22 protein-coding genes and 1 other RNA gene are annotated in these 21,739 nt (G+C 41.1%); 14 read left to right on the top strand and 9 right to left on the bottom strand.

Translation table 11 applies throughout. The features are described 5' to 3' along the window. Positions 1-18: 18 nt before the first annotated feature. The 3 genes from C8D94_RS07630 (at position 19) to C8D94_RS07620 (ending at position 2,159) form a co-directional block, all read left to right on the top strand. Positions 19-618: a YdeI/OmpD-associated family protein gene (locus C8D94_RS07630; RefSeq protein WP_115123334.1), complete on the top strand. Its 600-nt coding sequence runs from the start codon at positions 19-21 to the stop codon at positions 616-618. Next, positions 619-1,731 carry an adenylate/guanylate cyclase domain-containing protein gene (locus tag C8D94_RS07625; protein WP_115123333.1) on the top strand — a complete coding sequence of 371 codons (1,113 nt, stop codon included), beginning with the start codon at positions 619-621 and terminating at the stop codon, positions 1,729-1,731. 65 nt (positions 1,732-1,796) lie between these two features. Then, entirely contained in the window at positions 1,797-2,159 is a 363-nt protein-coding gene (locus C8D94_RS07620; RefSeq protein ID WP_115123332.1) for a hypothetical protein, read from the top strand. Here the strand turns inward: C8D94_RS07620 and C8D94_RS07615 are convergent. Further along, positions 2,156-3,430: an NAD(P)/FAD-dependent oxidoreductase gene (locus C8D94_RS07615; RefSeq protein ID WP_115123331.1), complete on the bottom strand. Its 1,275-nt coding sequence runs from the start codon at positions 3,428-3,430 to the stop codon at positions 2,156-2,158. The two genes, C8D94_RS07620 and C8D94_RS07615, sit on opposite strands and share 4 nt — an antisense overlap. Before the next feature lie 115 nt (positions 3,431-3,545). Between C8D94_RS07615 and C8D94_RS07610 the strand changes: the two genes are divergently transcribed. Continuing rightward, positions 3,546-4,040 (top strand): RNA polymerase sigma factor, encoded by a 495-nt coding sequence (locus C8D94_RS07610; RefSeq protein WP_115123330.1) that lies wholly within the window; start codon positions 3,546-3,548, stop codon positions 4,038-4,040. A gap of 4 nt (positions 4,041-4,044) precedes the next feature. Beyond that, the gene (locus tag C8D94_RS07605) at positions 4,045-4,692 is read left to right on the top strand and encodes a hypothetical protein (protein ID WP_115123329.1); all 648 of its coding nucleotides are present in this window, start codon (positions 4,045-4,047) and stop codon (positions 4,690-4,692) included. A gap of 6 nt (positions 4,693-4,698) precedes the next feature. On the opposite strand, the gene C8D94_RS07600 is transcribed toward C8D94_RS07605, so the two are convergent. Together C8D94_RS07600 and C8D94_RS07595 are read right to left on the bottom strand one after the other, a co-directional pair. Continuing rightward, on the bottom strand, positions 4,699-5,502 hold the full coding sequence (locus C8D94_RS07600; protein ID WP_115123328.1) for a lysophospholipid acyltransferase family protein: 804 nt from the start codon (positions 5,500-5,502) through the stop codon (positions 4,699-4,701). A gap of 78 nt (positions 5,503-5,580) precedes the next feature. Continuing rightward, positions 5,581-6,222, bottom strand: a complete 642-nt coding sequence (locus C8D94_RS07595; RefSeq protein WP_115123327.1) for an NUDIX hydrolase — start codon at positions 6,220-6,222, stop codon at positions 5,581-5,583. A 2-nt stretch (positions 6,223-6,224) separates the two neighbouring features. On the opposite strand from C8D94_RS07595, the gene C8D94_RS07590 reads away from it, so the two are divergent. The 3 genes from C8D94_RS07590 (at position 6,225) to C8D94_RS07580 (ending at position 9,601) form a co-directional block, all read left to right on the top strand. After that, positions 6,225-6,953 carry a peptidylprolyl isomerase gene (locus C8D94_RS07590; protein WP_115123326.1) on the top strand — a complete coding sequence of 243 codons (729 nt, stop codon included), beginning with the start codon at positions 6,225-6,227 and terminating at the stop codon, positions 6,951-6,953. A 121-nt stretch (positions 6,954-7,074) separates the two neighbouring features. Then, the gene (locus C8D94_RS07585) at positions 7,075-8,088 is read left to right on the top strand and encodes a M28 family metallopeptidase (RefSeq protein ID WP_115123325.1); all 1,014 of its coding nucleotides are present in this window, start codon (positions 7,075-7,077) and stop codon (positions 8,086-8,088) included. Positions 8,089-8,215: 127 nt separating this feature from the next. Then, positions 8,216-9,601, top strand: coding sequence for a cytochrome-c peroxidase (locus C8D94_RS07580; protein ID WP_245946234.1), 1,386 nt, complete (start codon positions 8,216-8,218; stop codon positions 9,599-9,601). Positions 9,602-9,605: 4 nt separating this feature from the next. Here C8D94_RS07580 and C8D94_RS07575 read toward each other — a convergent pair whose 3' ends face one another. Both C8D94_RS07575 and C8D94_RS07570 read right to left on the bottom strand, forming a co-directional pair. After that, a complete protein-coding gene (locus C8D94_RS07575; protein WP_115123323.1) occupies positions 9,606-11,156 on the bottom strand; it encodes a hypothetical protein in 1,551 nt (516 codons plus the stop codon). Between the two features lie 188 nt (positions 11,157-11,344). Next, complete coding sequence (locus C8D94_RS07570) at positions 11,345-12,382, bottom strand: glutaminyl-peptide cyclotransferase (RefSeq protein WP_115123322.1); 1,038 nt, start codon at positions 12,380-12,382, stop codon at positions 11,345-11,347. 87 nt (positions 12,383-12,469) lie between these two features. Here C8D94_RS07570 and ffs point away from each other — a divergent pair. The 3 genes from ffs (at position 12,470) to fsa (ending at position 14,577) form a co-directional block, all read left to right on the top strand. Continuing rightward, positions 12,470-12,568, top strand: an RNA gene (gene ffs / locus C8D94_RS07565) — signal recognition particle sRNA small type. Positions 12,569-12,996: 428 nt separating this feature from the next. Beyond that, positions 12,997-13,803 carry an SDR family oxidoreductase gene (locus C8D94_RS07560; protein WP_115123321.1) on the top strand — a complete coding sequence of 269 codons (807 nt, stop codon included), beginning with the start codon at positions 12,997-12,999 and terminating at the stop codon, positions 13,801-13,803. 120 nt (positions 13,804-13,923) lie between these two features. Continuing rightward, complete coding sequence (gene fsa, locus C8D94_RS07555) at positions 13,924-14,577, top strand: fructose-6-phosphate aldolase (RefSeq protein ID WP_115123320.1); 654 nt, start codon at positions 13,924-13,926, stop codon at positions 14,575-14,577. 6 nt (positions 14,578-14,583) lie between these two features. Here fsa and C8D94_RS07550 read toward each other — a convergent pair whose 3' ends face one another. Both C8D94_RS07550 and C8D94_RS07545 read right to left on the bottom strand, forming a co-directional pair. After that, complete coding sequence (locus tag C8D94_RS07550; RefSeq protein WP_115123319.1) at positions 14,584-15,642, bottom strand: AI-2E family transporter; 1,059 nt, start codon at positions 15,640-15,642, stop codon at positions 14,584-14,586. A 147-nt stretch (positions 15,643-15,789) separates the two neighbouring features. Continuing rightward, positions 15,790-16,419: a fasciclin domain-containing protein gene (locus C8D94_RS07545; RefSeq protein ID WP_245946232.1), complete on the bottom strand. Its 630-nt coding sequence runs from the start codon at positions 16,417-16,419 to the stop codon at positions 15,790-15,792. A gap of 207 nt (positions 16,420-16,626) precedes the next feature. On the opposite strand from C8D94_RS07545, the gene C8D94_RS07540 reads away from it, so the two are divergent. From C8D94_RS07540 to C8D94_RS07530, 3 genes are read left to right on the top strand one after another with little or no spacing between them, the layout of a single operon-like run. After that, the gene (locus C8D94_RS07540) at positions 16,627-17,004 is read left to right on the top strand and encodes a LysM peptidoglycan-binding domain-containing protein (RefSeq protein WP_211308904.1); all 378 of its coding nucleotides are present in this window, start codon (positions 16,627-16,629) and stop codon (positions 17,002-17,004) included. Between the two features lie 48 nt (positions 17,005-17,052). Beyond that, a complete protein-coding gene (locus tag C8D94_RS07535; RefSeq protein WP_115123317.1) occupies positions 17,053-17,814 on the top strand; it encodes a sulfite exporter TauE/SafE family protein in 762 nt (253 codons plus the stop codon). A gap of 25 nt (positions 17,815-17,839) precedes the next feature. Beyond that, positions 17,840-18,913 carry a S41 family peptidase gene (locus C8D94_RS07530; protein ID WP_115123316.1) on the top strand — a complete coding sequence of 358 codons (1,074 nt, stop codon included), beginning with the start codon at positions 17,840-17,842 and terminating at the stop codon, positions 18,911-18,913. 94 nt (positions 18,914-19,007) lie between these two features. Here the strand turns inward: C8D94_RS07530 and C8D94_RS07525 are convergent, their stop codons facing one another. Then, complete coding sequence (locus tag C8D94_RS07525) at positions 19,008-20,474, bottom strand: MoxR family ATPase (RefSeq protein ID WP_115123315.1); 1,467 nt, start codon at positions 20,472-20,474, stop codon at positions 19,008-19,010. Between the two features lie 91 nt (positions 20,475-20,565). Next, entirely contained in the window at positions 20,566-21,705 is a 1,140-nt protein-coding gene (locus tag C8D94_RS07520) for a vWA domain-containing protein (RefSeq protein WP_115123314.1), read from the bottom strand. Positions 21,706-21,739 lie beyond the last annotated feature (34 nt).

Here is a 21,739-nt window from a genome sequence, read left to right as displayed (position 1 = left end):
TAAAACATCCAATATCCAATGACAACTTCAGAAAAAGTCACCGCATACATCCATAAAAATTCCAAATGGAATGAGCTCCTTACAGAAATAAGGGAAGTACTCCTCACCACTCCCCTCACCGAAGAGGTAAAATGGGGTGCGCCAGCATATACCTTCAACAAAAAAATACTGGTCGGGCTGGCCGGTTTCAAAAACCATATGGGCATCTGGTTCCACCAAGGGGTGTTCCTTAAGGATGAACACAACAAACTGCAAAATGCCCAAGAAGGAAAAACAAAGGCATTACGGCAATGGCGCTTTGAAGAAGGGGACACGATAAACAAAGACGTGTTGCGCTCCTACATTAACGAAGCCATTGAGAATTGCAAAGCAGGAAAAGAGCTGAAGCCCGAACGAAAGAAGAAACCCGTAACGTTGCACCCCCTCTTAGAAGATGCCTTTACCAAAAACAAAAAATTAAAGGATGCTTTTAATGCACTTACCCCAGGAAAACAGAGGGAATATGCCGAGCATATAGCTTCGGCAAAACGGGAGAGCACCCAGATAAGTAGATTGCAAAAAATAACCCCAATGATCTTGGAAGGGAAAGGACTGCACGATAAATATAAAAACTGCTAAGTGGGCAAACCAAGATTTAAACGATATAGCAAAAGGCAGTTTTGGTTTTATACAAAACGGGCACTCTACATCCTAATTGCTTGGCTGCTTATCTCCAACCTCCTTTTCTTTTACGAGTTTTTAACGCTGTACAGCAACGGTATATTAGATTCCAATTACGACTTCTCGCAAGCATTCTGGTCCAACTTTATTGTTGGGCTCACGGCTGGCATTATAGGCGGGACCCTAACAGTGAACCTTATGGACCGTTGGTTGCGCAACAACGCATTTTGGAAAGCTCTTTTGTACATTACTATTACTTATATAATTGGAGCACTGGTGGTGAGTACCATTGGCGCGCTGTACTATTATAGCGAAGAGCTCGGGCTGCCCTTTTACGATCCAGCGGTCATGGAACGGTTCAAGGCGTTTTTCAGGACGTGGCTCTTTATCAAAAATTTTGTGGTGTGGTTGTTCATTGTGATCGGTACCCTAATCGTGCTGATGGTAAACGAAAAATACGGCCCGGGGGTGTTCCCGGATTATTTGTTGGGTAGATATTTCAGACCCAAGAAAGAGCGCCGCATCTTTATGTTTGCCGATATCAAGAACGCAACAGGAATAGCCGAAGCTTTGGGAGAGAAAAAGTATTTTAACTTTTTAAAGGATTTCTTTCGGGACATTGCCCCTGCCATTGTACAGTCCCGTGGCGAGGTGTATCAATATGTGGGTGATGAGATCGTGATTTCATGGAAAATGAAACATGGATTGAAGGGCGGGAACACCGTACGTTGTTTTTATAATATGAAACGTATGCTCCGCTACCGTAGAAAACGCTATATGCAGCGCTATGGCTATTTTCCCGAGTTTAAAGTTGGTATTCACTGCGGAAGTGTAATGGTGGGCGAAATAGGGAAGATAAAAAGAGAGATTGCGTTCTCCGGAGATGTGCTTAACACTACTTCCCGTATCCAAGAACAGTGCAAAGTGTACAATGTAGAGATTCTTGCTTCTGAGACCTTTGCAGACCTTTGCTATACCTTACCCAAAGGCATCATAAAAAAGGAACTGGGCGATGAGAGCTTACGTGGTAAAGCCGAAGAGACCGGGCTGGTTACCTATGTAAGGGCTTAATTTTCGGTATTGTTTTTGGTGCTAACCATACTGTTCAATAGAAAAATAACCTAAAATCAATTTCCATGAAAACCGACAACTACACAAAAATAATCCTGACCATCATCGCCATCTGTCTAACCATAAATGTTGTGAGAGAGGTTGATTGGATCCCTACTGTACAAGCTTCAGAAAAAACGGTTGCTCCTGAAATCTCCACAAAATACCAGCTCGTTCCCGTTTCAGAAATGAATACTATGGACGTTCGCATCGTAGATATAAACACCTACGACGAGTTGAACGTGAACGTAAAGAGCATAGACAGTTACGACGAGATGAAAGTGAACATCAAAAGCATTGACACCTCAGACGAGCTGGACGTGAACATTGATGAGGTAGGCGGTTATTATGTTTCTTCCGGAGGCCCCTTAAAGGTAAAAATAGACTAGTTTTTTTTAAACGGACGGATAATGAGCCGTGCGGCCCTGTCGTAGTTTAAATAACTATACGTCCAATTAAAAAAAGTTATCACCCGGTTCCTAAACCCTACCAAAAACCAAAGGTGGATAAACATCCATACAAACCACGCAAAAGCACCAGCAAAGCGTAGCTTCTTGATATCTACCACCGCTTTGTTGCGGCCTATGGTGGCCATGCTGCCTTTGTCTGTATATTCAAAAGGCTTCATGGATTTGTTGTTCAGTTTTCTTTTTAGGTTTTTTCCCAGGGCCTTTCCTTGTTGCATGGCCGGTTGGGCTACTTGTGGGTGACCGTTTGGATATTCCCCTGTTTGCATAAGGGCAATATCGCCCAGGGCATAGATAGTGTCGTATCCTTCAATCTTATTGAAACGGTCTACACGGTATCGCCTTGATTTTTCCACATATACTGCCTCCTTTAGTCCTGCTACGGGATTTCCTGTCACACCAGCTGCCCAGATCAAGGTTTCGGTGGCAAATTCCTTTCCGCTTTCAGTAACAGCGAGTTTCCCATCGTAACTTTTTACCTGTGTACTTAAATGGATTTCCACCCCAAGACGTTCCAGGAATTGTTGTGCTTTTTTGGAGGCGTGCTCGCTCATGGAGCCAAGTACTTTTTCCATTCCCTCCACAAGGTGTACGTGCATTTGTTCTTCTTCCAGTTCGGGGTAGTCGTTTTCCAAGATTCCCTTTCTGAATTCTGCCAAGGCACCTGCCAGCTCAACACCAGTAGGACCACCCCCTACCACGACAAAATTGAGTAGCCGTTTACGTGCTTCGGGATCTTCGGTCTTGTCGGCATCCTCTATGTTCTGCAACATTAAACTGCGTATGTCCAAAGCCTGCGGAACGGTTTTCATGGCCATACTGTTTTGTTCCATTTCCTCATTGCCAAAAAAATTGGTTCGGGTGCCTGTGGCAATGACCAAATAGTCATACTTCAAAGGGCCAATATTGGTTTCAACTATATTTTCGGCAGCATTGATCTTGGTAACCTGTGCCAATCTAAAATGGAAATCCTTATTTTTTCTGAAAATCTTCCGCAGCGGGTATGCAATGGAATCTGGTTCCAGTCCCGCTGTGGAGACTTGGTATAATAGTGGTTGAAAAGTGTGGTAGTTATGCCTATCGAAAAGCACCAATTGTGCATCCTGCCCTTGCAATTGCTTGATACAGGAAATGCCCGCAAAACCGCCACCAATAATGACGATACGGGGTTTGGAAGTGTTGGGAATGTTCATAAGGAGTTTCTATCCCTAAAAATACAACACTTCGTAAAAAGTTTCGGTTTTAATTCGTGATTTTTGTAACAAACCGCTATACCCACCCACTAATGTTTCAACTAGCAATCAACCATTGAACAAAGAACTTGAACATAAGTTTGTAACCCAACTGGAGGAGAACCAGAACATCGTGCATAAAATTTGCCGTTTGTACACCAACGATGCAGATTCGCACAACGATTTGTTTCAGGAAGTGACCATACAGTTGTGGAAGGCTTATCCCAAATTTAGGGGAGACTCCAAGTTTAGTACATGGATGTACCGTGTGGCATTGAATACCGCCATCACGCTGTACCGAAAGTCTAAACGCAGGGTACAAACACAAGATTTTGAGGGTGTGAGCTTTAAGATTAAAGCCGAAGAATACGACGATACCATAGAGCAACAGCTAAAACTGATGTACGATGCCGTAAAGGATTTGAATGATATTGACAAGGCTTTGGTATTCCTGTATTTAGAAGACAAAAATTATAGGGAAATTTCTGAAACCCTTGGTATTACTGAAGTTAATGCAAGGGTGAAAATGAACCGAATTAAAGAAAAATTGAGAAAAATACTTAATCCGTAAGCGTATGGATGTTTTAGATACACTTAAAAAAGATTGGCAGAAGCAGGAAGATACCCTGCCCAAGCTAACTTATAAAGAAATTTACAGCATGCTACTGAAAAAATCCTCTTCAATTGTTAAGTGGATATTTATTATTAGCATAGCCGAACTATTGTTATGGATTTTTATTTCGTTTTTGGTGCCGGATTCCAGCAAAGAGTTCAATGAACAAATGGGGCTCAAAAATGTTTTTTGGGCTATCACCATCCTCAATTACGCTGTTTTTGCAGTCTTTATGTATCTGTTCTATAAAAATTACAAGAACATTAGCGTTACCAGTAATGTAAAAGAATTGATGAAGAATATCCTAAAAACACGAAAAACCGTACGCTGGTTTGTATACTACAATATTGCAGGTACGGCACTTACGCTATTGGGAGCAAACCTCTATTTTTATTTTAACCAAGATAAACTGCAAAGATTGTTGGCAGATGCGCATTATGGCTACAATAATATTTCGCCAGAGCAGGCCACTACTGTGTTTTTTACGGCACAGTTAATTGTAGGTGTTGTTTTTATAGGGCTATTGATGCTCTTCTATTATTTAATTTACGGGCTACTACTGAAGAGACTGAAACGTAATTACAGAGAGCTTAAAAAGATAGAGGTTTAAAAAACCTTAATACCTCCACTGCCGTTCCTTGTTGAGTTCCTCTTCTTTTTGGAGTTCTTTTTGGGGAATTACTTTTAGGAAAGAGGGATGTTGCTCTATGGCAAATTCCAATTTTTCAACTATTTGCTCAATCGTATCGTTTTCGTAATCTATATCCAATGGTTTTTTAATTTCCATGGACTGGAGGATACCACGTTTTTTTATGCGTAATCCTTTCCTGTCAAAAGAACGTCTAAAACCGTCAATAACAATAGGCACTACAATTGGTTTATTCTTTTTTATGATGTGGGCTGTTCCTCTTCTAATGGGCTTCCAGGGTTTTGTAGTTCCTTGCGGGAAAGTAATTACCCAACCATCATCCAAGGCTTTTTTTATGTTGCTCACGTCGCTCATCTTAACTTGCCGCTGTACTTCTTTTCCTTCGGCACGCCAAGTACGCTCTATACTCACAGAGCCTGCATACGCCAAAACCTTGGGCAGCAACCCGGACTGCATGGTCTCCTTGGCAGCCACAAAATAGAGATTTAGTTTTGGGTTCCAGAGGTAGCCAATGTTTTTAATACTGTCTTCCCTACCACTAAGACTGGCATTGAACACGTGGAACATTGCCACAACATCTGCAAAATAGGTTTGATGGTTGGAGACAAAGAGCACATTGGTATCCGGCAATTCACGGATCACCTCACTCCCGTCTATTTCAAGTTTGTTAAAGCCCTTAAAACGTCTGTGGGTTAAAGCTCCCAAAATCCTGATGAGCCAACGTTTCAGGAAAAGTATATGTCCAAATGGATTCTTTTTAAAAAGCCCCATAGATAAGTATTCAGTTTTCAGTAATCAGTAAGCAGTAATTCTACTTGAACCGAAATGCAAAGATACAAAATTAAGCCCTTACAAGAGCTTTTTCAGTATTTCGCGCACCTCGTTGAGCATCATAGCAGTAGCTCCCCAGACCACATGGCCGCCCAATAAAAATGCTGGGACTTGTATATCCTTTGCATACGATGTGGTAATGGTTTTTGAAATTTTTACGGCATCTTCCATAAAACGTTCCAAGGGTACTTCAATAATAGCCTCCACCTCCTTTTCCTGAGGGACAAACGTGGGATACTCGTGGGTAAAACCCAGATAAGGTTGCACGAAAAAATTACTGGGTGGGATGTATATTTCGGTAAGTTGTTTCAATACCCGTACGCTTTGTGGATGTACTCCTACCTCCTCGTGGGTTTCCCGCAGCGCTGTGGCTTCAAAGTCTGTATCGCCCTCTTCCCATTTCCCACCCGGAAACCCTACCTGTGCAGAGTGTACCCCTTTGTAGGTTTTTCTTAATATGAGGACAAATCGGGTTTTACTCTCAATAGAAGGATAAAACAATACCATCACAGCTGCCTTGCGTGCAGTTTTTGCCTGCCGGGCCTTTTTTTTGAGTTCCAGCAATCGTTCGATGGGTGCCATTTTAAGATGAAACTGCTCACCGGGCAACTCCAATTTTTCTATTTTTGCTATCTTATCTTTAAATACTGAAAATTCCATGTATGAGAACACTGTTTGCCATAGTACTAATAGGCCTTTTTTGGAGCTGTGAAGATACCAAAAACACTTCCCAGGGAAAAGAAAAAATTCTTCCAAAAACTGAAACTACCACCAACACCGAAGCACCAGTAGAAAAATCCGCCCAAGAAAATAAAAAAACCAATCCCTTTGCAAACTATCCAACAATAACAAACGAGAACGTGGTTGGGTTCTTTACCCAGTATGGCAAGGAGAATCCCGAGACCAAAGTAAAACTCTCTACACGCCTTGGCGATATTTATATCTCACTCTACCAAGATACGCCCCTGCACCGTGCCAATTTTATATTTTTGGTAAAGAACGGGTATTTTAGCGATACTTTTTTCCACAGGGTCGTGCCAAATTTTATAATCCAAGGCGGTAACAGCGATCTTGCCAGCACCAACAAAAAACGTGCTGCCATAGGCCCCACGTACCTATTACCAGCAGAAATAAACGGAAGGGACCATTTTTATGGTAGCGTTTCAGGCGCAAAGGAATACAGGGAAAACCCAGATAAGAAATCGGCTCCCTTCGAGTTTTTTATATTCTTGGGGCCCCTTACCTCCACGAGTCATTTAAACGGAAATTACACGGTCTTTGGAAAAGTAACCAAGGGAATGGAGGTAGTGGAGGAAATCTCAAAACTAGAAAGTGATGATGGTGAATGGCCCTTGCAAAATGTGTACATAACAGCTCAGGTGGTGGATTGATTACCCTCAACAATAGTCCACTCTACCCACAAAAGATACGTTTCAATTTCTTAATAATTTCTGAAAATTTGCCCACAACATACTACCATCACGTATCTTTACCACACTTAAAATTTTATAGATGAAAGCTTTACTTATTTCTGCATTAATAATTCTTGCCTCAGGCTGCAATGCCGTAAAAAACCAAGACTCCGCACAAAAAGAGTCAACCCCAGAAACATACGCCAATACTATTACCGCCGAGGAATTGAAAACACACCTCTACCAGTTTGCCGATGATAAGATGGAAGGAAGAATGACCGGTACCGATGGGCAAAAGATGGCCGCAGAATACCTTAGGAATTTCTATATGGATGAAGAAATTCAAGCCCCGGTAGAAAAGAACAACTACTACCAGCCCATCCCAGCCGAATATTTTACCCGCGCACAAAATCCGTTGCCTTCAGAAAATGTAGTGGCATTTATAAAAGGAAGTGAAAAACCCGACGAAATTATCGTACTCTCTGCCCATTACGACCACGTGGGGATGGAAAATGGCGAAATTTACAATGGTGCCGATGATGATGGTAGCGGGACCGTAAGCATGCTGGAAATTGCACAAGCATTTCAAACAGCAGTTAAAAATGGACAAGGCCCTAAGCGCTCCATTCTTTTTCTACACGTTACTGGTGAGGAGATCGGGTTGTATGGTTCAAGGTACTATACCGAAAACCCAATTTTTCCGTTGGAGAACACGGTTGCCAATCTAAATACCGATATGATAGGCCGTATCGCTCCCGAAAAGAAAGAAAATCCTAACTACATTTACCTTATAGGTAGCGATAAGTTGAGCCAAGGGTTACACGATCTTTCTGAAAGGGTTGCAGAACAATACAGCGATCTGGAATTGGACTATACTTTTAACGACGAGAACGATCCCAACCGTTTTTATTACCGAAGCGACCACTATAACTTTGCAAAGAACAACATCCCAATTATTTTTTACTTCAACGGGGTGCATGAAGATTACCACAAACCTACCGATACGCCAGACAAAATTGAATACGAGCTTATGGAAAAAAGGGCCAAGCTAATCTTCCACACTGCTTGGGAAATTGCCAACCAAGAAGAGCGTATCACTGCAGACAAGTTGTAAAGCATACAGTTTTTTTTGAAATATAGCGCTATACCCCTAGCGAAGACCGTTTTATATGGTCATGTTGTTTGACCCATAAGTTGATTTTTTAGAAATTTGAATTGTTTCTTAAAAAATTCTTAATTTTATGGGACTAACAACTACTGTAATGACCAACCCTAAATTTTTATTGCTATTACTCGCTGTGCTATTTTTTTCTTGCCAGACAGACGAGTATACTGATGCGCCCACAAATCTGGACAAAGAGCTGGCAGACCTCCTGGAGAATAACTCTCAAGGCCAAGGCCTTTCCTATTTTATATTACCCAACGAAAAAGATTACGCCAGCATACCGCAGGATCCCTTAAATCCAATCACCGAAGAAAAAGTAAGATTGGGACGCTTGCTGGTTCACGAAACTGCTACAGGTGGAAACCCTAAAATGCCAAACAATAAATATACCTATGCGTGTGCGAGTTGCCATCCCGCAGCATCTGGCTTTTCGGCAGGCATACGACAAGGCATTGGAGAAGGAGGCATTGGTTTTGGCTTTAAGGGTGAAGGCAGGGTTCCAATGGACGAGAACTCTATGCCACGAGACAGTATAGACGTGCAGCCCATTAAACCACCTACGCTCCTTAATGTTGCCTATCAAGAAGTTGCACTTTGGAACGGGGCTTTGGGCGCGCAGGGAATAAACGCTCCTTACGTACAACAAAATGCCAGTGTGGTGCCAGAAAACCTTTTTGGTTTCCAAGGCTTGGAAACGCAGGGAATTGCTGGACAAACATTGCACCGTTTAAAAATTGATGAGGAATTTGCCGAAATGTTTGGCTACAAGCCCTATTTCAATGCAGCTTTCCCATCGGTTCCTGAAGAGGAACGGTATTCACAGGTTAACGCAGCCCTGGCCATTGCAGCCTTTAACCGTACCATTTTAACCAACCAAGCGCCTTGGCAGGAATGGCTCAAAGGAGATGTTAATGCCTTGACTGAGAACCAGAAAAAAGGAGCTATTGTATTTTTTGATAAAGGAAAGTGTTACGAATGCCACACTGGACCCGCTTTAAAATCGAACGAATTCCACGCTTGGGGATTGTTGGATTTCAACCCTGAAGAAACCATTATCTTTTCTGGCGGAAGAGGAAGGAAATCCTTTAATATTGAAACACAACGAGGTCGTGGAGAATTTACCGGTAGGGCCGAAGATGATTATAAGTTTAAAGTACCTACCCTCTATAATCTAAAGATGAACAAATTTTACGGTCACGGAGGATCGGTAACCAGTATACGTGAAGTAGTGGAATATAAAAACGCTGGGGTAAAACAAAATCCAAATGTGCCTGATGCGCAAATAGCAACCCAATTTGGAGCCCTAGATCTTACCGAAGAGGAAATAAGCTATCTTGTAGATTTCCTGGAAAATGGCCTGTACGACCCAACCATTGCGCGTTACGCACCAGCGGCAGTACTTTCTGGTAATTGTATTCCCAATAACGATGAACAGTCCCGTATAGATTTAGGCTGCGATTAACTATCTAACCACCGTTGGGATCGGGAAAAACGGTTGCTTCATAAGCACCAGCATCTGGATTGTTCTCATCACGGTTTACACCGTTTAAATCCTGTTGGGGTTGTACCCCCCCCAGCCCGATACCTTCGGCTCCAGAAGCACCTTGTTCAATATTGAAGTTGTTTAGGTTTGTGTTTTGAAAAACTGGATCTTCATTTAAAACACTGTTGGTATAAAGTGTATCGTTGTTAAAGTTATATTCAGGAATTCCTTCAAAATCGCCATTGGGATCTTCAAACTTTATCAAACAATTGCTGAAATTAAAGTTGAATGAAACCGATGGATCATTCACATTCCCAAGTCCCAATTCACGTTGTTCATTTCCGTAGATAATGCAGTTCGTGAAGTTAGCTTCAATTAAGTCTGAAGCAATCGCTCCGTCAGCACTTGCCACAAAATTAGAAATACTAACCGTCGTGGCATCTCTAAAACCGTTGGTCCAGTAATTGGCAAACGTACAATGGTTAAAATTGTACCGGCCTCCCAATGCTAGTGCCAAAGAGGATTCTCCACAGTTGTTTATCACCACATTTTCACCATAAATATCACCAGTTAAACTCAATATACCATTTACGGCACTGTTATAGATCTGGACATTTCTAAGGGTAAGTGTTTCGTTTCCATCGTTACTATCCATACGTATACCTACGATTCCGTTTTTAATGGTGGTATAATTAAATACGTTATTGGTGCTACCCGCCGTAAGCCAAATAAACCCCCATTGTCCGGGCACATCGCTAAAGCTAGGTTCAAGGCGGTCTCCTTCAAAAATCACTTCGTTTTCCAACAGTTCTGGATCTATGCTGGGTTCGCCATTTACTTTCATAGAACCTCCGTTTGCTACCAAAATCCCGCTATTGGCGTGAAAATGTACACGGGCACCTGCTTCTACGGTTAGGGTTTTATCACTTGGTACTGCTGCAAACCCATAGATTACATAGGGTTTTTCATTGGTAAATGTAAGTTCGCTATCGTCCAGAAAGAAACCTTCAATTTCAAAAGCATCTTCACCCTCTCCAATGGTAAGTGTCTCTACCATCCCGTTGCCCAAATCGTCTGGAAACAGAAAAACGGCATCCTTCACCAAGGTAACAAGCTCGACCTCTTGCTGGTTGCCAGCACCATCAAACACTATCTGGTCCGTGTACAAAAAGTCATTCTCATTGGTTGCGGTGGTAATATCGAAGGTAGTTTCAACAAAAATAAAGATACTGTCCTGAGCCATAACCGTAACGTCCTCAAAGTTCTTTCCCGGCAAGCCATCAACGTTCAAGCGGTATTTGGAAGCTTCTCCCCTGGCCAAACCAACGGTAGGGATGCTGATATCCTCGTCACTCCGGTTATAAACCTTCAAGTTATACGTACTGGAACCAATGTTTGAAAATATAGTGTCCAGAAAAACGGTGTCCTGGGAAAATTCCAGATTACCCGTACTTGGGACTGTTTCAAAATCGTTTCGGCAGGAGCTCCAAAGAACAACGCTGGCAAGAAGGGCCAATGAGTATAAATACTTCATTAAAGTTAATTTTAGCAAATCACCTCGGGACAAGCCAGCGAGGTATCGGTTGGAAAATATTTTTTCAGCATCGAGGCAAGCCCCGGAATATTTGAATTTCGATTATCGAGTAAAAATATAACTTTTTTACTAGGGTAATATTGTTTGGGGAGTAAACTTGTTAAAGTAATTAAATGGATATTCAAAACCTATTTCTTCACCACCTCGATCTTAAATAGCTTGTCCCAGTTTTTTCCAGTAACATACAGTATGTTGGGTTCGCCCTTATAGGCAATCCCGTTGAGGACGTCCAGCTCTGCAGATTGGGAGACTTTACTTTTTAGTCCCTTTAGGTTTATTACGCCTTCTACCGCACCGTTTTCGGGGTTCACTATGGCAATGGCATCTTTTTGATATATATTGGCATAAATCTTATTATCTACCCACTCGAGCTCGTTAATAGTGTCTATCTTGCTTTTGTTGGTGTATACCTCAATAAACTTCTGCTCAGCTAGGGTTTCCTTGTCCAATGTCCATATCTTGTGTGTACCGTCGCTTTTATAGATGTTTTCGCCATCGTTGCACAGTCCCCATCCCTGTTTACTATCACCATACACAAATGTCCCGGTTTTTTTAAAGGTATCCTTATTGTAAATAAAGCCATTGCCACTTCGCCAGGTGAGTTGGTAGATCTTATCGTCCAAGACCGTAAGGCCTTCGCCAAAGTATTGGTCACCAAGGGCTATTTGTTCAAGGACTTCGCCTGTGAGATAGTTGGTTTTTCGTAGTGTGGATTCTTTGTATTTGCCCGTGCTCTCATAAAGGGTATCGTTGCTAAACTCCAATCCCTGGGTATAGGACTTGGGATCGTGCGGATAAGTTTCAAGAATGGTATAGCTATACACTACGGGTTTTTTTGGTGCCACTACGGTAATCTTTTTTGAAACCGTATACTCTTTCCCCTCTACATCTACCACAGCCTCTATAATATGCTTACCCATTCTTTGTTGTGCCAAAGGTATGTTTGCTGTTTCAACATTCTTACCGTCAAAAACAAATTGTGTGCTGCGTATTTCCAAATTTTTCTTGTTTGTAAGAGATACCGAAACGCTTTCATTAGGACTAAATAGCGTTTTACCCTCGCTTATTTCAATAGAGAAATAGTTGTCCACATTTTTTATTTCCTCTTCACAACCTATAAGGGCAAATGCTAAAAATATGAATATGAATATTTTGGAACGTTTCATAATTGTAGTTAATTTAAACGCAAGATAGCCAAAATAATTGATGCCAAAAATGCTTGCGAGTGCCTTAAAAGTACCTTATCTTTGCAGTGGCAAGTCCTACACAACCAGCTCCTGCTTAATCCCCCAGGGCGGGAACGCAGCAAGGGTACGCGGTCGTAGCGGTGTGATGTAGGTAGCTTGCCATTTTTTGTGGAATAAACCCAGATGTTTCAATAGCAAAACCATCCTCCTTTCCTACCAAAATTAGCTATTCTCAACAGGTATCAATTAGGTAGTATGCACCAAGGATATTTTCAAACTTTTAATTATAAATTTCGCCGCTCCCCAGCAGCAAGGGTACGCGGTCGTAGCGGTGTGATGTAGGTAGCTTGCCATTTTTTGTGGAATAAACCCAGATGTTTCAATAGCAAAACCCTACTCCTTTCCTACCAAAATTAGCTGTTCTCAACAGGTATCAATTAGGTAGTATGTGCCAAGGATATTTTCAGTGTTAATTCTATCGGAAATTATTAATTTGCGTTTACCGAATACCAAATTAATCCAGTATATCTTTTTTAAGAGCAAATTTGGAATACTACCCGCAACTGTGCATCTTTGCCACTTAGTATTTTTCTATGTCAAAAGTTGTTTTTATCACGGGTGCATCCTCAGGAATTGGAAGGACCGTTGGATTGTATCTTCACAATAAAGGATACCAGGTTTTTGGCACGAGTAGGAGTCCTGAAAAATATAAGGATGAAGTTCCCTTTCCTTTGTTGGAATTGGATGTAACCCACCCTGATTCCATAGCTAATGCTATTGGCGAAATAATCAGTCGAAAAGGAGCTATCGATGTGTTGGTGAATAATGCAGGGGTTGGTATCACGGGCCCAATTGAAGAAACTCCAACTCCAGAAATACGAAATGCTTTTGAGACCAATTTCTATGGTCCGTTACATGTGATAAAAGCTGTGCTTCCACAAATGCGTAAACAAGGTAACGGGCACATCATTAATGTAACTTCTATCGCGGGCTATATGGGGCTTCCCTACCGCGGTATCTATAGCGCTACCAAGGCTGCACTGGAAGTCACCACCGAAGCCTACCGGATGGAAACAAAACAGTTTGGGGTAGAAATGACCAATATTGCCCCTGGCGACTTTGCTACGAACATAGCATCGGGACGTTACCACGCGCCTCTTATGGAAGGTTCCCCCTATAAGGAAGCCTATGGTAATACACTACAGATGATGAACCAACACGTAGACGAAGGGAAAGATCCAACCGAAATGGCCAGAGCGATCCACAGGATCATCGAGACCAAGCACCCAAAGACACACTATAAGGTGGGTGCCTTTCTTCAAAAATTTTCAATTGTGCTAAAACGTGTACTGCCTGGAAAGATGTACGAAAAAATGTTGATGAGGCATTATAAATTATGAATTTTGGTTTGCTGAAACCTATATCTTCCATTCCCATAAAGCTACTTATCACAACTTATTGACATTATTTTCAAGGGAAGATTATCTTCCTTATTTTTACTGAAACTTTAAAATCGTAGCATGAAATTTTTTATAGATACCGCAAATTTAGACCAGATACGTGAAGCCCAAGAATTGGGGGTTTTGGATGGCGTAACTACAAATCCATCGCTCATGGCGAAAGAAGGGATTACGGGACGCGACAATATCCTGAAGCACTATGTGGATATTTGTAATATCGTGGATGGGGATGTTTCTGCCGAAGTAATTGCTACAGATTTTGACGGAATGGTAAAAGAAGGAGAACAATTGGCCGAACTCCACGACCAAATAGTAGTAAAAATACCCATGATAAAGGAAGGGGTAAGGGCTATAAAATATTTTAGCGATAACGAGATAAGGACCAATTGCACCTTGGTATTTTCGGCGGGTCAAGCTTTATTGGCCGCTAAAGCTGGGGCCACATATGTCTCCCCATTTATAGGACGTTTAGACGATATATCGACAGACGGTCTTAACCTCATTGCCGAAATACGATTGATTTACGACAACTACGGCTTCGAGACTGAAATACTAGCAGCCTCCATACGCCATACTATGCACGTGCTGGAATGTGCCAAAATAGGTGCCGATGTAATGACAGGCCCCCTATCCTCTATTGAGGGGTTGCTCAAACACCCATTAACGGATATAGGCCTTGAAAAGTTCTTGGCAGACTATAAAAAGGGAAACTAATAGTCTCTATTCGGTTTTCTTGATCAAGAATCCAAACGGTTTTAAACCTGGCACATGAAGGAACACCACATTGATAATGCCCAATATGGGAATGGCAACCACCATGCCCGCCACACCCCATATTAAATTGGATGCGATTACCGCAAGAATCACAAAAAACGGATTTACATCTACATCGTTTCCAATAATGTAGGGTTGCAAAATATAACTTTCAATAAACTGTGCTACTACAAAGGTGACGCTCACCCCAATTAAAACGGACATATCTCCTTGAACTAGGTAACCAAATATTAATGCCAAGCAATAACCTATTACGTTTCCTAAGTAAGGAATAATTGTAAGAAGTGCAGAGATAAGCGCTACCAGAATAAAATTATTTACCCCCGAAATCCCCAATCCTATACTATACACCACTGCCAGGATACCTATTAGTTTCAATTTTCCAATAAGGTATCCTTGCGCAACATTGGTAATTTGCTGTAAGGTAGATTTCACCTCGCTCTGCTGTTCGTCATCAAAAAATTTTAATATGAATTTCTTAAATTTCAACCGAAACCTGAGCATAAAAAATATATAAATAAACACCAGCAAATAGATCCCCAAAAAGTTAACGATACTGGACAAATAGGTTACAGCACTATTGGCTTGTTTTGTAGATCCCAAAATCCTGAAGCTGCTCAACTTATTTTTTAACCCATCAATTTTTTTCTGTGTCACGGGGGTGTTTTCGATTAAAAAATCTGTAGCGTTTACAATCTTGGGCTGCATGGTTTCCTGTATGGTGTCCCACTGTTCAACAACATTATTGGTCTGAACGATTACCAAAAGGAAAAAACCGAAAGACACTAGTAAAGATGCTAAGGTTGTGAGCAAAGCAGCTAGGTTTTTAGGAACATTCCACTGCTCCAGTTTTCTCACTATGGGTGCCAACAACAAGGTTAATATAATCGCAACAGTTAAGGGCGCTAAGAAGGATTTAGCAACAACTAAAACATACACAATAAGGATTAATAGCAGCAAAGAAGCGGTACACGTGTATAGTATTTTCTTATTTTTTCCCATCATGATTTTTGTGTATAGGTTTAATTTCTTCTAAGGTATTAAAATATGTGTAAAATTGAGTATAGATGAATAGCTCTTTATAACAAAATTTTGTCACAAAAAAACCGCTTAAGTATATTAAGCGGTTACATTTAAACAAGTTTAAAATTCTTACATTTTTGGCATCAACACAGTGTTCACTCCGTGGATAACTCCATTAGAAGCGTCCATATCTGCGTTTTCAACCATAGCCATTTTTCCTTTAGAGTCCTTAACCATTACATTACCATCTTTTAAGGATAATACTAGGTTTTCTCCAGCTAGGGTAGTTACATTGTAAGCGTTATCGTTATCGTTAATTGCTTTTACAACGGCATCGGCTTTCCACTCACCCTTAACTACGTGATACTTTAACAAGTTTTGTAGCTGTTGCTTATTTTCTGGCTTCATTAAATTGTCCATTGTTGCCTTTGGTACTTTTGCAAAAGCATCGTTGGTTGGGGCAAATACTGTATATTCACCTGGTTCCATAAATGTTTGTGCTAGATCAGCTTGTTTTAAAGCAGCTACCAAAGTTGAATAGTTTGGGTTTGCCATAGCTTTGGAAGCAATAGAATTCTTTTGCATTTCCATTTTTTCCATTTCCATAGCCTCAGCTTCTTCTTCAGCTTTTTTCATGGCTTCCATTTCCATTTTCTCGGCTTCTGCCTTGGCTTCAGCTTCTTTTTTCTTAGTATCGTCACAAGATGCAAACAAAAATGCTACTACAGCCAATGACATAAAAATTTTATTCAATTTCATAATAATGTTGGTTTTAAGATTTAATGGAACAAATATATGTCTAGGGTTCTGTATTCGATATTAAGGTTTCACTAATTTTTAGTTAAATATTTACCATTTTATTTGCCTCTATGGCTCTTTAACAAAGTTTAACGTAAAAGTAATCCCAAAGCCTACAAATAACCACCAAAGTTTGTATATTTAAAGTCATAATCAAACATTAAAATCATGGTAAAAGCAAAATATCAAAACGTTCTGAATCTTGGGGAAAAACTAAAAATCCAAAATGGCGACGTAAAAGTAGAAGGGGACAAGCTCCACATTAAGGGAGTGGCAAACACACAATATGAAAAAAACCTTTTATGGGACGAGATAAAAAAGTCGGGCGGCGAAAATCCGAATGATATTATGGCCGATATAGATGTAGCAGATACTACAGTTTATGCCCGTCACGAAGTTGAAAGTGGAGAGTCGTTGAGTAAAATAGCTAAGCATTACTACGGTGATCCTATGAAGTATAATGCTATATTCGAGGCCAACCGTGATAAACTGGATAATCCAGATATGATCCACCCTGGACAAGAACTGGTAATCCCAAACTTATAGAACACATAAAAAATTGTAATTTTAATCCCGCCCTGAGCGGGATTTTTTATGGAACATTTTTTTGCTGAAATATCTATCTGGTTATTGCTCGGTCTTTTCTTCTTAGGAGCAGCTGCCTTTACCCTATCTACCATTAGTGGTGGTGGTGGGGCCTTAATGCAAATACCTATCCTCAACTTTCTAATTGGAACATCAAAAACAGCACAGGTAATTAACTTGGGGAGTTTTATAAGCCGTCCTTCCCGTATCATTATATTTTGGAAGCATATAAACTGGACGGTCTTCTGGTATTATGTACCCTCGGCAATGCTAGGGGCGCTAACTGCCGCTTGGCTGTTTGCAGAGGTGAAGATATACTGGATACAGATTGTAGTGGGATTGTTCTTGATAAGCACATTCTTCCAGTATAGGTTTGGGAAAAAAGACCGCTCATTCAAGGTAGAGCTATGGTATTTTATCCCACTTGGCTTTTTTATTTCGGTAATTGGCACCTTTACGGGCGGGATGGGACCAATCCTGAATCCCTTTCTACTGAATGTTGGTATCGACAAGGAAGAACTCATAGGTACCAAAAGCGCGCAGAGTTTCTTTTTGGGTATCGCGCAACTAGGTAGTTATACTTTTTTTGGGCTTATGACAAAAGAACTCTGGATCTTGGGCAGTGCCGTAGGATTGGGAGCAATTTTAGGAAACCTAATAGGAAAATGGCTGCTGAAACGTATGAGCAAATTACAGTTTAGACGCTGGCTCATTGCCATAATGGTGATTAGTGGGGTTGTTTTGATAATTAAAGCAGTAAGTGAACTATAAAAATCAAAATTTGTACTTTAGAACTATGAAAAAGTGTTTTTTTATAGCCGTATTTCTAATGACGTATCCTGTAAAGGCCCAAACAAACGAAAATAAACCCGTTCAATCTTTCGAGAAATTCTGGAATTTCTTCAATAACAATTACGCAAGTTTTAAAGAAAAGAACATTGATTGGAAAGCTCGTTATGAAAAATACCACGTGCAAATAAATCCGCAGACGGCCGACACTACGTTGTTCAGATATATGAAGACAATGCTTTCAGATTTTCGTGACGATCATGTTAACCTACGTGCTCCAAGTATAGATTCTTTTTTCAATGCAGGTAGAAATTCTGAAATAATCGATCGATTGGGCCCCATACCTGCAAAAAATAGACGTGTTAAGTTCAACGAAATGACCGAGCATACCCTCATTGAGAAAGGTTTTGATTCATTAAAATATATCGGTCCGGAGTATAAAGGAAGAGAGCTTTTCGCTTATGCAAAGAGTAAAACTATGGGGTACTTACGCTATACTCGTAGTTTCAGTTCTCACAAAAGTTTCAATTTTGAATTGACTTCTTCTTTGCTGAATAAAATTTTCAAAGAATTTGAGGATCTTGATGCAGTAATTTTAGATGTTAGGTTCAATATGGGTGGCGACACCAGCTTTACCAATAATGTGATAGGCCGCTTTTTAGAAGAACGTATTTTAGGCAACTACAAACAAAACAGAAAGAATGGCAGTTTTGGCAAGCTAAGAGCCAATTATTTTGGCCCAAGAGGCCGTTATCGGTTTACGAACAAACCCGTAGTGGTATTATTGAATGACCAAACAGTAAGTGCTGCAGATGAATTGACCATGGTCATGAGCGCTTTAGATAATGTTACGTTAATTGGAGAATCCTCTAATGGTAGCTATAGTAATATGAAGCCAAAAAAGTTACCTAATGGTTGGGTAGTCACGTTGAGTTATCAACGCTATTTAGACTCACAAAAAAACAATTTTGAAGGCTACGGTACTCCAGTGGATATCGAGGTTAAAAATACCTTACAAGACGTTAAGGACAAGCACGATTCGGTTTTAATAGAAGCATTTCAACACATAAGCAGAAAATAGAAATCGAAAAAACGTTAGGCGAAATGCTACAACAGCCCATATCCTACTAGTCTGTTGCGGCGGTCTTCCTACCATTTATCAACTACCTGCTATATTACAGCCCACTTATATACCCCCCATACACGTCCTTAAACCGAAGTCCATCACTCAAACTGTATTTACTCAATTTCTTGAATTCCACCAATGCCCAAAGGATGACTTCCTTAAAAAAGGCTCGTTCTTCTTTAGAAACGTCGTCAACAAAAGCATCCAATACTTCATCCAAGGGTTCTACCCTATCCAGCTGCATCCTGAATTCGTTGTCATCGTGGGTGTCCAATAGCTCAAACCCGCCAGATTGTTCAAAGAACCAGGCCACTACGTCTTCATAAGCGTCTGGGTCGCCTTCTTTTTGTAACTTTTCAATTTTAGGGAAATAATTTAAAAATTCGGTTTTTACAGCATCGGCAATGAGCTGCTTGGCCACTTCGCTGGCGCCTTCCTGTTCACCTTCATATACCAGTTCTACTTTTCCGGTAATTGCTGGAACTATGCCCATAAAATCACTCAGTCGCACGGTGGTCTCTTTATCGCCATTCATCAAAGCGCGACGTTCTGCAGTACTCAAGAGGTTTTCAAATGCCGTAATACTTAACCTTGCACTCACCCCACTTTTTGAATCTATAAATTCACTTTCACGGGCTTCAAAGCTTATCTGTTCCAAAATATCTTTTGCTAAATCTGGGACATATACATTCGGCTTTTCAGCTTGGGCAACAGCGGTTTCCTGTTCGGTAATGGTGCGGGCTATCTCTAAGCTTTCCGGATAGTGCGTCAAGATCTGGGAACCAATCCTGTCTTTGAGTGGTGTTACAATGCTACCACGATTGGTGTAGTCTTCAGGGTTTGCGGTAAACACAAACTGGATATCCATGGGCAACCGTAGTTTAAACCCTCGAATTTGTATGTCGCCTTCCTGTAAAATATTGAACAACGCCACTTGGATACGGGCCTGCAAATCAGGCAACTCGTTGATCACAAAAATACAACGGTTGGCACGTGGGATCATCCCAAAATGGATCACACGATCATCGGCATACGTTAATTTCAGGTTAGCCGCTTTTATGGGGTCCACATCGCCAACAATATCGGCCACTGTAACATCTGGGGTTGCAAGCTTTTCAGCAAAACGATCGTCACGGTGCAACCACGCAATGGGAGTATCGTCACCTTTTTCAGCAATCAGTTCCTTGGCATAACGGGAAATTGGTTGCAAAGGATCATCATTTATTTCGCTTCCTTCCACAATAGGTACAATTTCATCCAACAACGATACCATTTGCCGGGCCAAGCGTGTCTTGGCCTGTCCTCGTAACCCTAACAGGTTGATGTTGTGCTTAGAGAGGATAGCGCGTTCCAGCTCGGGTATTACGGTATATTCATAACCGTGGATACCCTCAAAAACCACTTCTTTGCGCATTAATTTCTGAAGCAGGTTTTGGCGCAGTTCTTCTTTGATTGGTTTATAGCTGTAGCCAGCTTTTTTAAGTTGGGCTAAGGTTTTTATGTTTTGTGTTTTCATATCTTACTAAAAATGGGGGCTCCTCTTGAGGTAAGTTAGTGGGATGCCCACTCAAATGCTACATCCCCCTACTCCCCTCAGGGGAATTCTATTATCTTATTTTTCGTTTTCTGTTATTCTCGTAATCTGTAAAGATCATTTCTCCCAAACCTTGCAGTCCTGTGTAAAATGCCTTGCCTTGGTTGGCTTCGGTAAAATGGTCCACAAACTGTTGTAAATAGGGATCGCTGGCAATCATAAACGTGGTAATGGGGATATGTAATTTTCTGGCCTGTGCAGCCATCATATAACATTTGTTCACGATATACTCGTCCAAACCAACACTGTTTTTATAATATCGCCCATCGGGCAACCTCAGGCAGCTGGGCTTACCATCGGTGATCATAAAAATCTGTTTGTTGGTGTTTTTTTTCCGGCGCAGCATATCCATAGCGAGCTGTAGTCCAGCTACGGTATTGGTGTGATAGGGGCCAACATTTAAATACGGAAGGTCTTTTATTTTTATGGGCCAAGCATCATTTCCAAAAACCAAAATATCTAAGGTGTCCTTTGGATATCTGGTGGTAATAAGTTCGGCCAGGGCCATTGCTACTTTTTTGGCGGGGGTGATTCTGTCTTCACCGTAAAGAATCATACTGTGGCTAATATCGATCATCAATACCGTACTCATTTGTGCCTTGAACATGGTTTCTTCGACAACCAAATCATTTTCGGTCATTCTGAAATTTTCAAACCCGTGATTGATCTGTGCATTTTTCAAACTTTCAGTCATCGAGATTCGCTCCAAGGCATCGCCGAACTGATAGCTTCGGAACTCACCCGATTGCTCGTCTCCCTTGCCACGATATTTCGTTTTATGGTTTCCACTGGCAGCACGTTTCAGTTTTCCAAAGATCTGTTCCAACGAACGTTTCCTGAGGGCACGCTCTAACTTTTCAGTAATAGAAACCTTGCCGTCACCCTTACCATTACCCGAACCGTCAGGCCTAAACACTTCACGAATAAAGCCACGATCTTTCAACTCTTGGATAAAATCGTCTATGGTATAGTCTGGTGTGGTCAGCTTGTATTCCTCGTCCAACTGGCGCAACCAATCTATGGCTTCGTCAAAATCGCCCGAAGTATGTGTGATAAGCTCTTGGAATATCTCAAAAAGCCTATCGAAAATAGATTGTTCCTTGGGATTGTGCTTAGTAAATACAAAACCTGTCTTGGGAGGACTTTTTTTCATCTTCTAAAAATACGGAATATTACGTTGAAGCAGC

Origin of the sequence: Marinirhabdus gelatinilytica (genome assembly GCF_003353425.1) — a bacterium.
GTDB lineage: Bacteria > Bacteroidota > Bacteroidia > Flavobacteriales > Flavobacteriaceae > Marinirhabdus > Marinirhabdus gelatinilytica.
The sequence above is the reverse complement of the archived record's forward strand: the minus strand, read 5'-3'. Positions and strand labels throughout refer to the sequence as shown.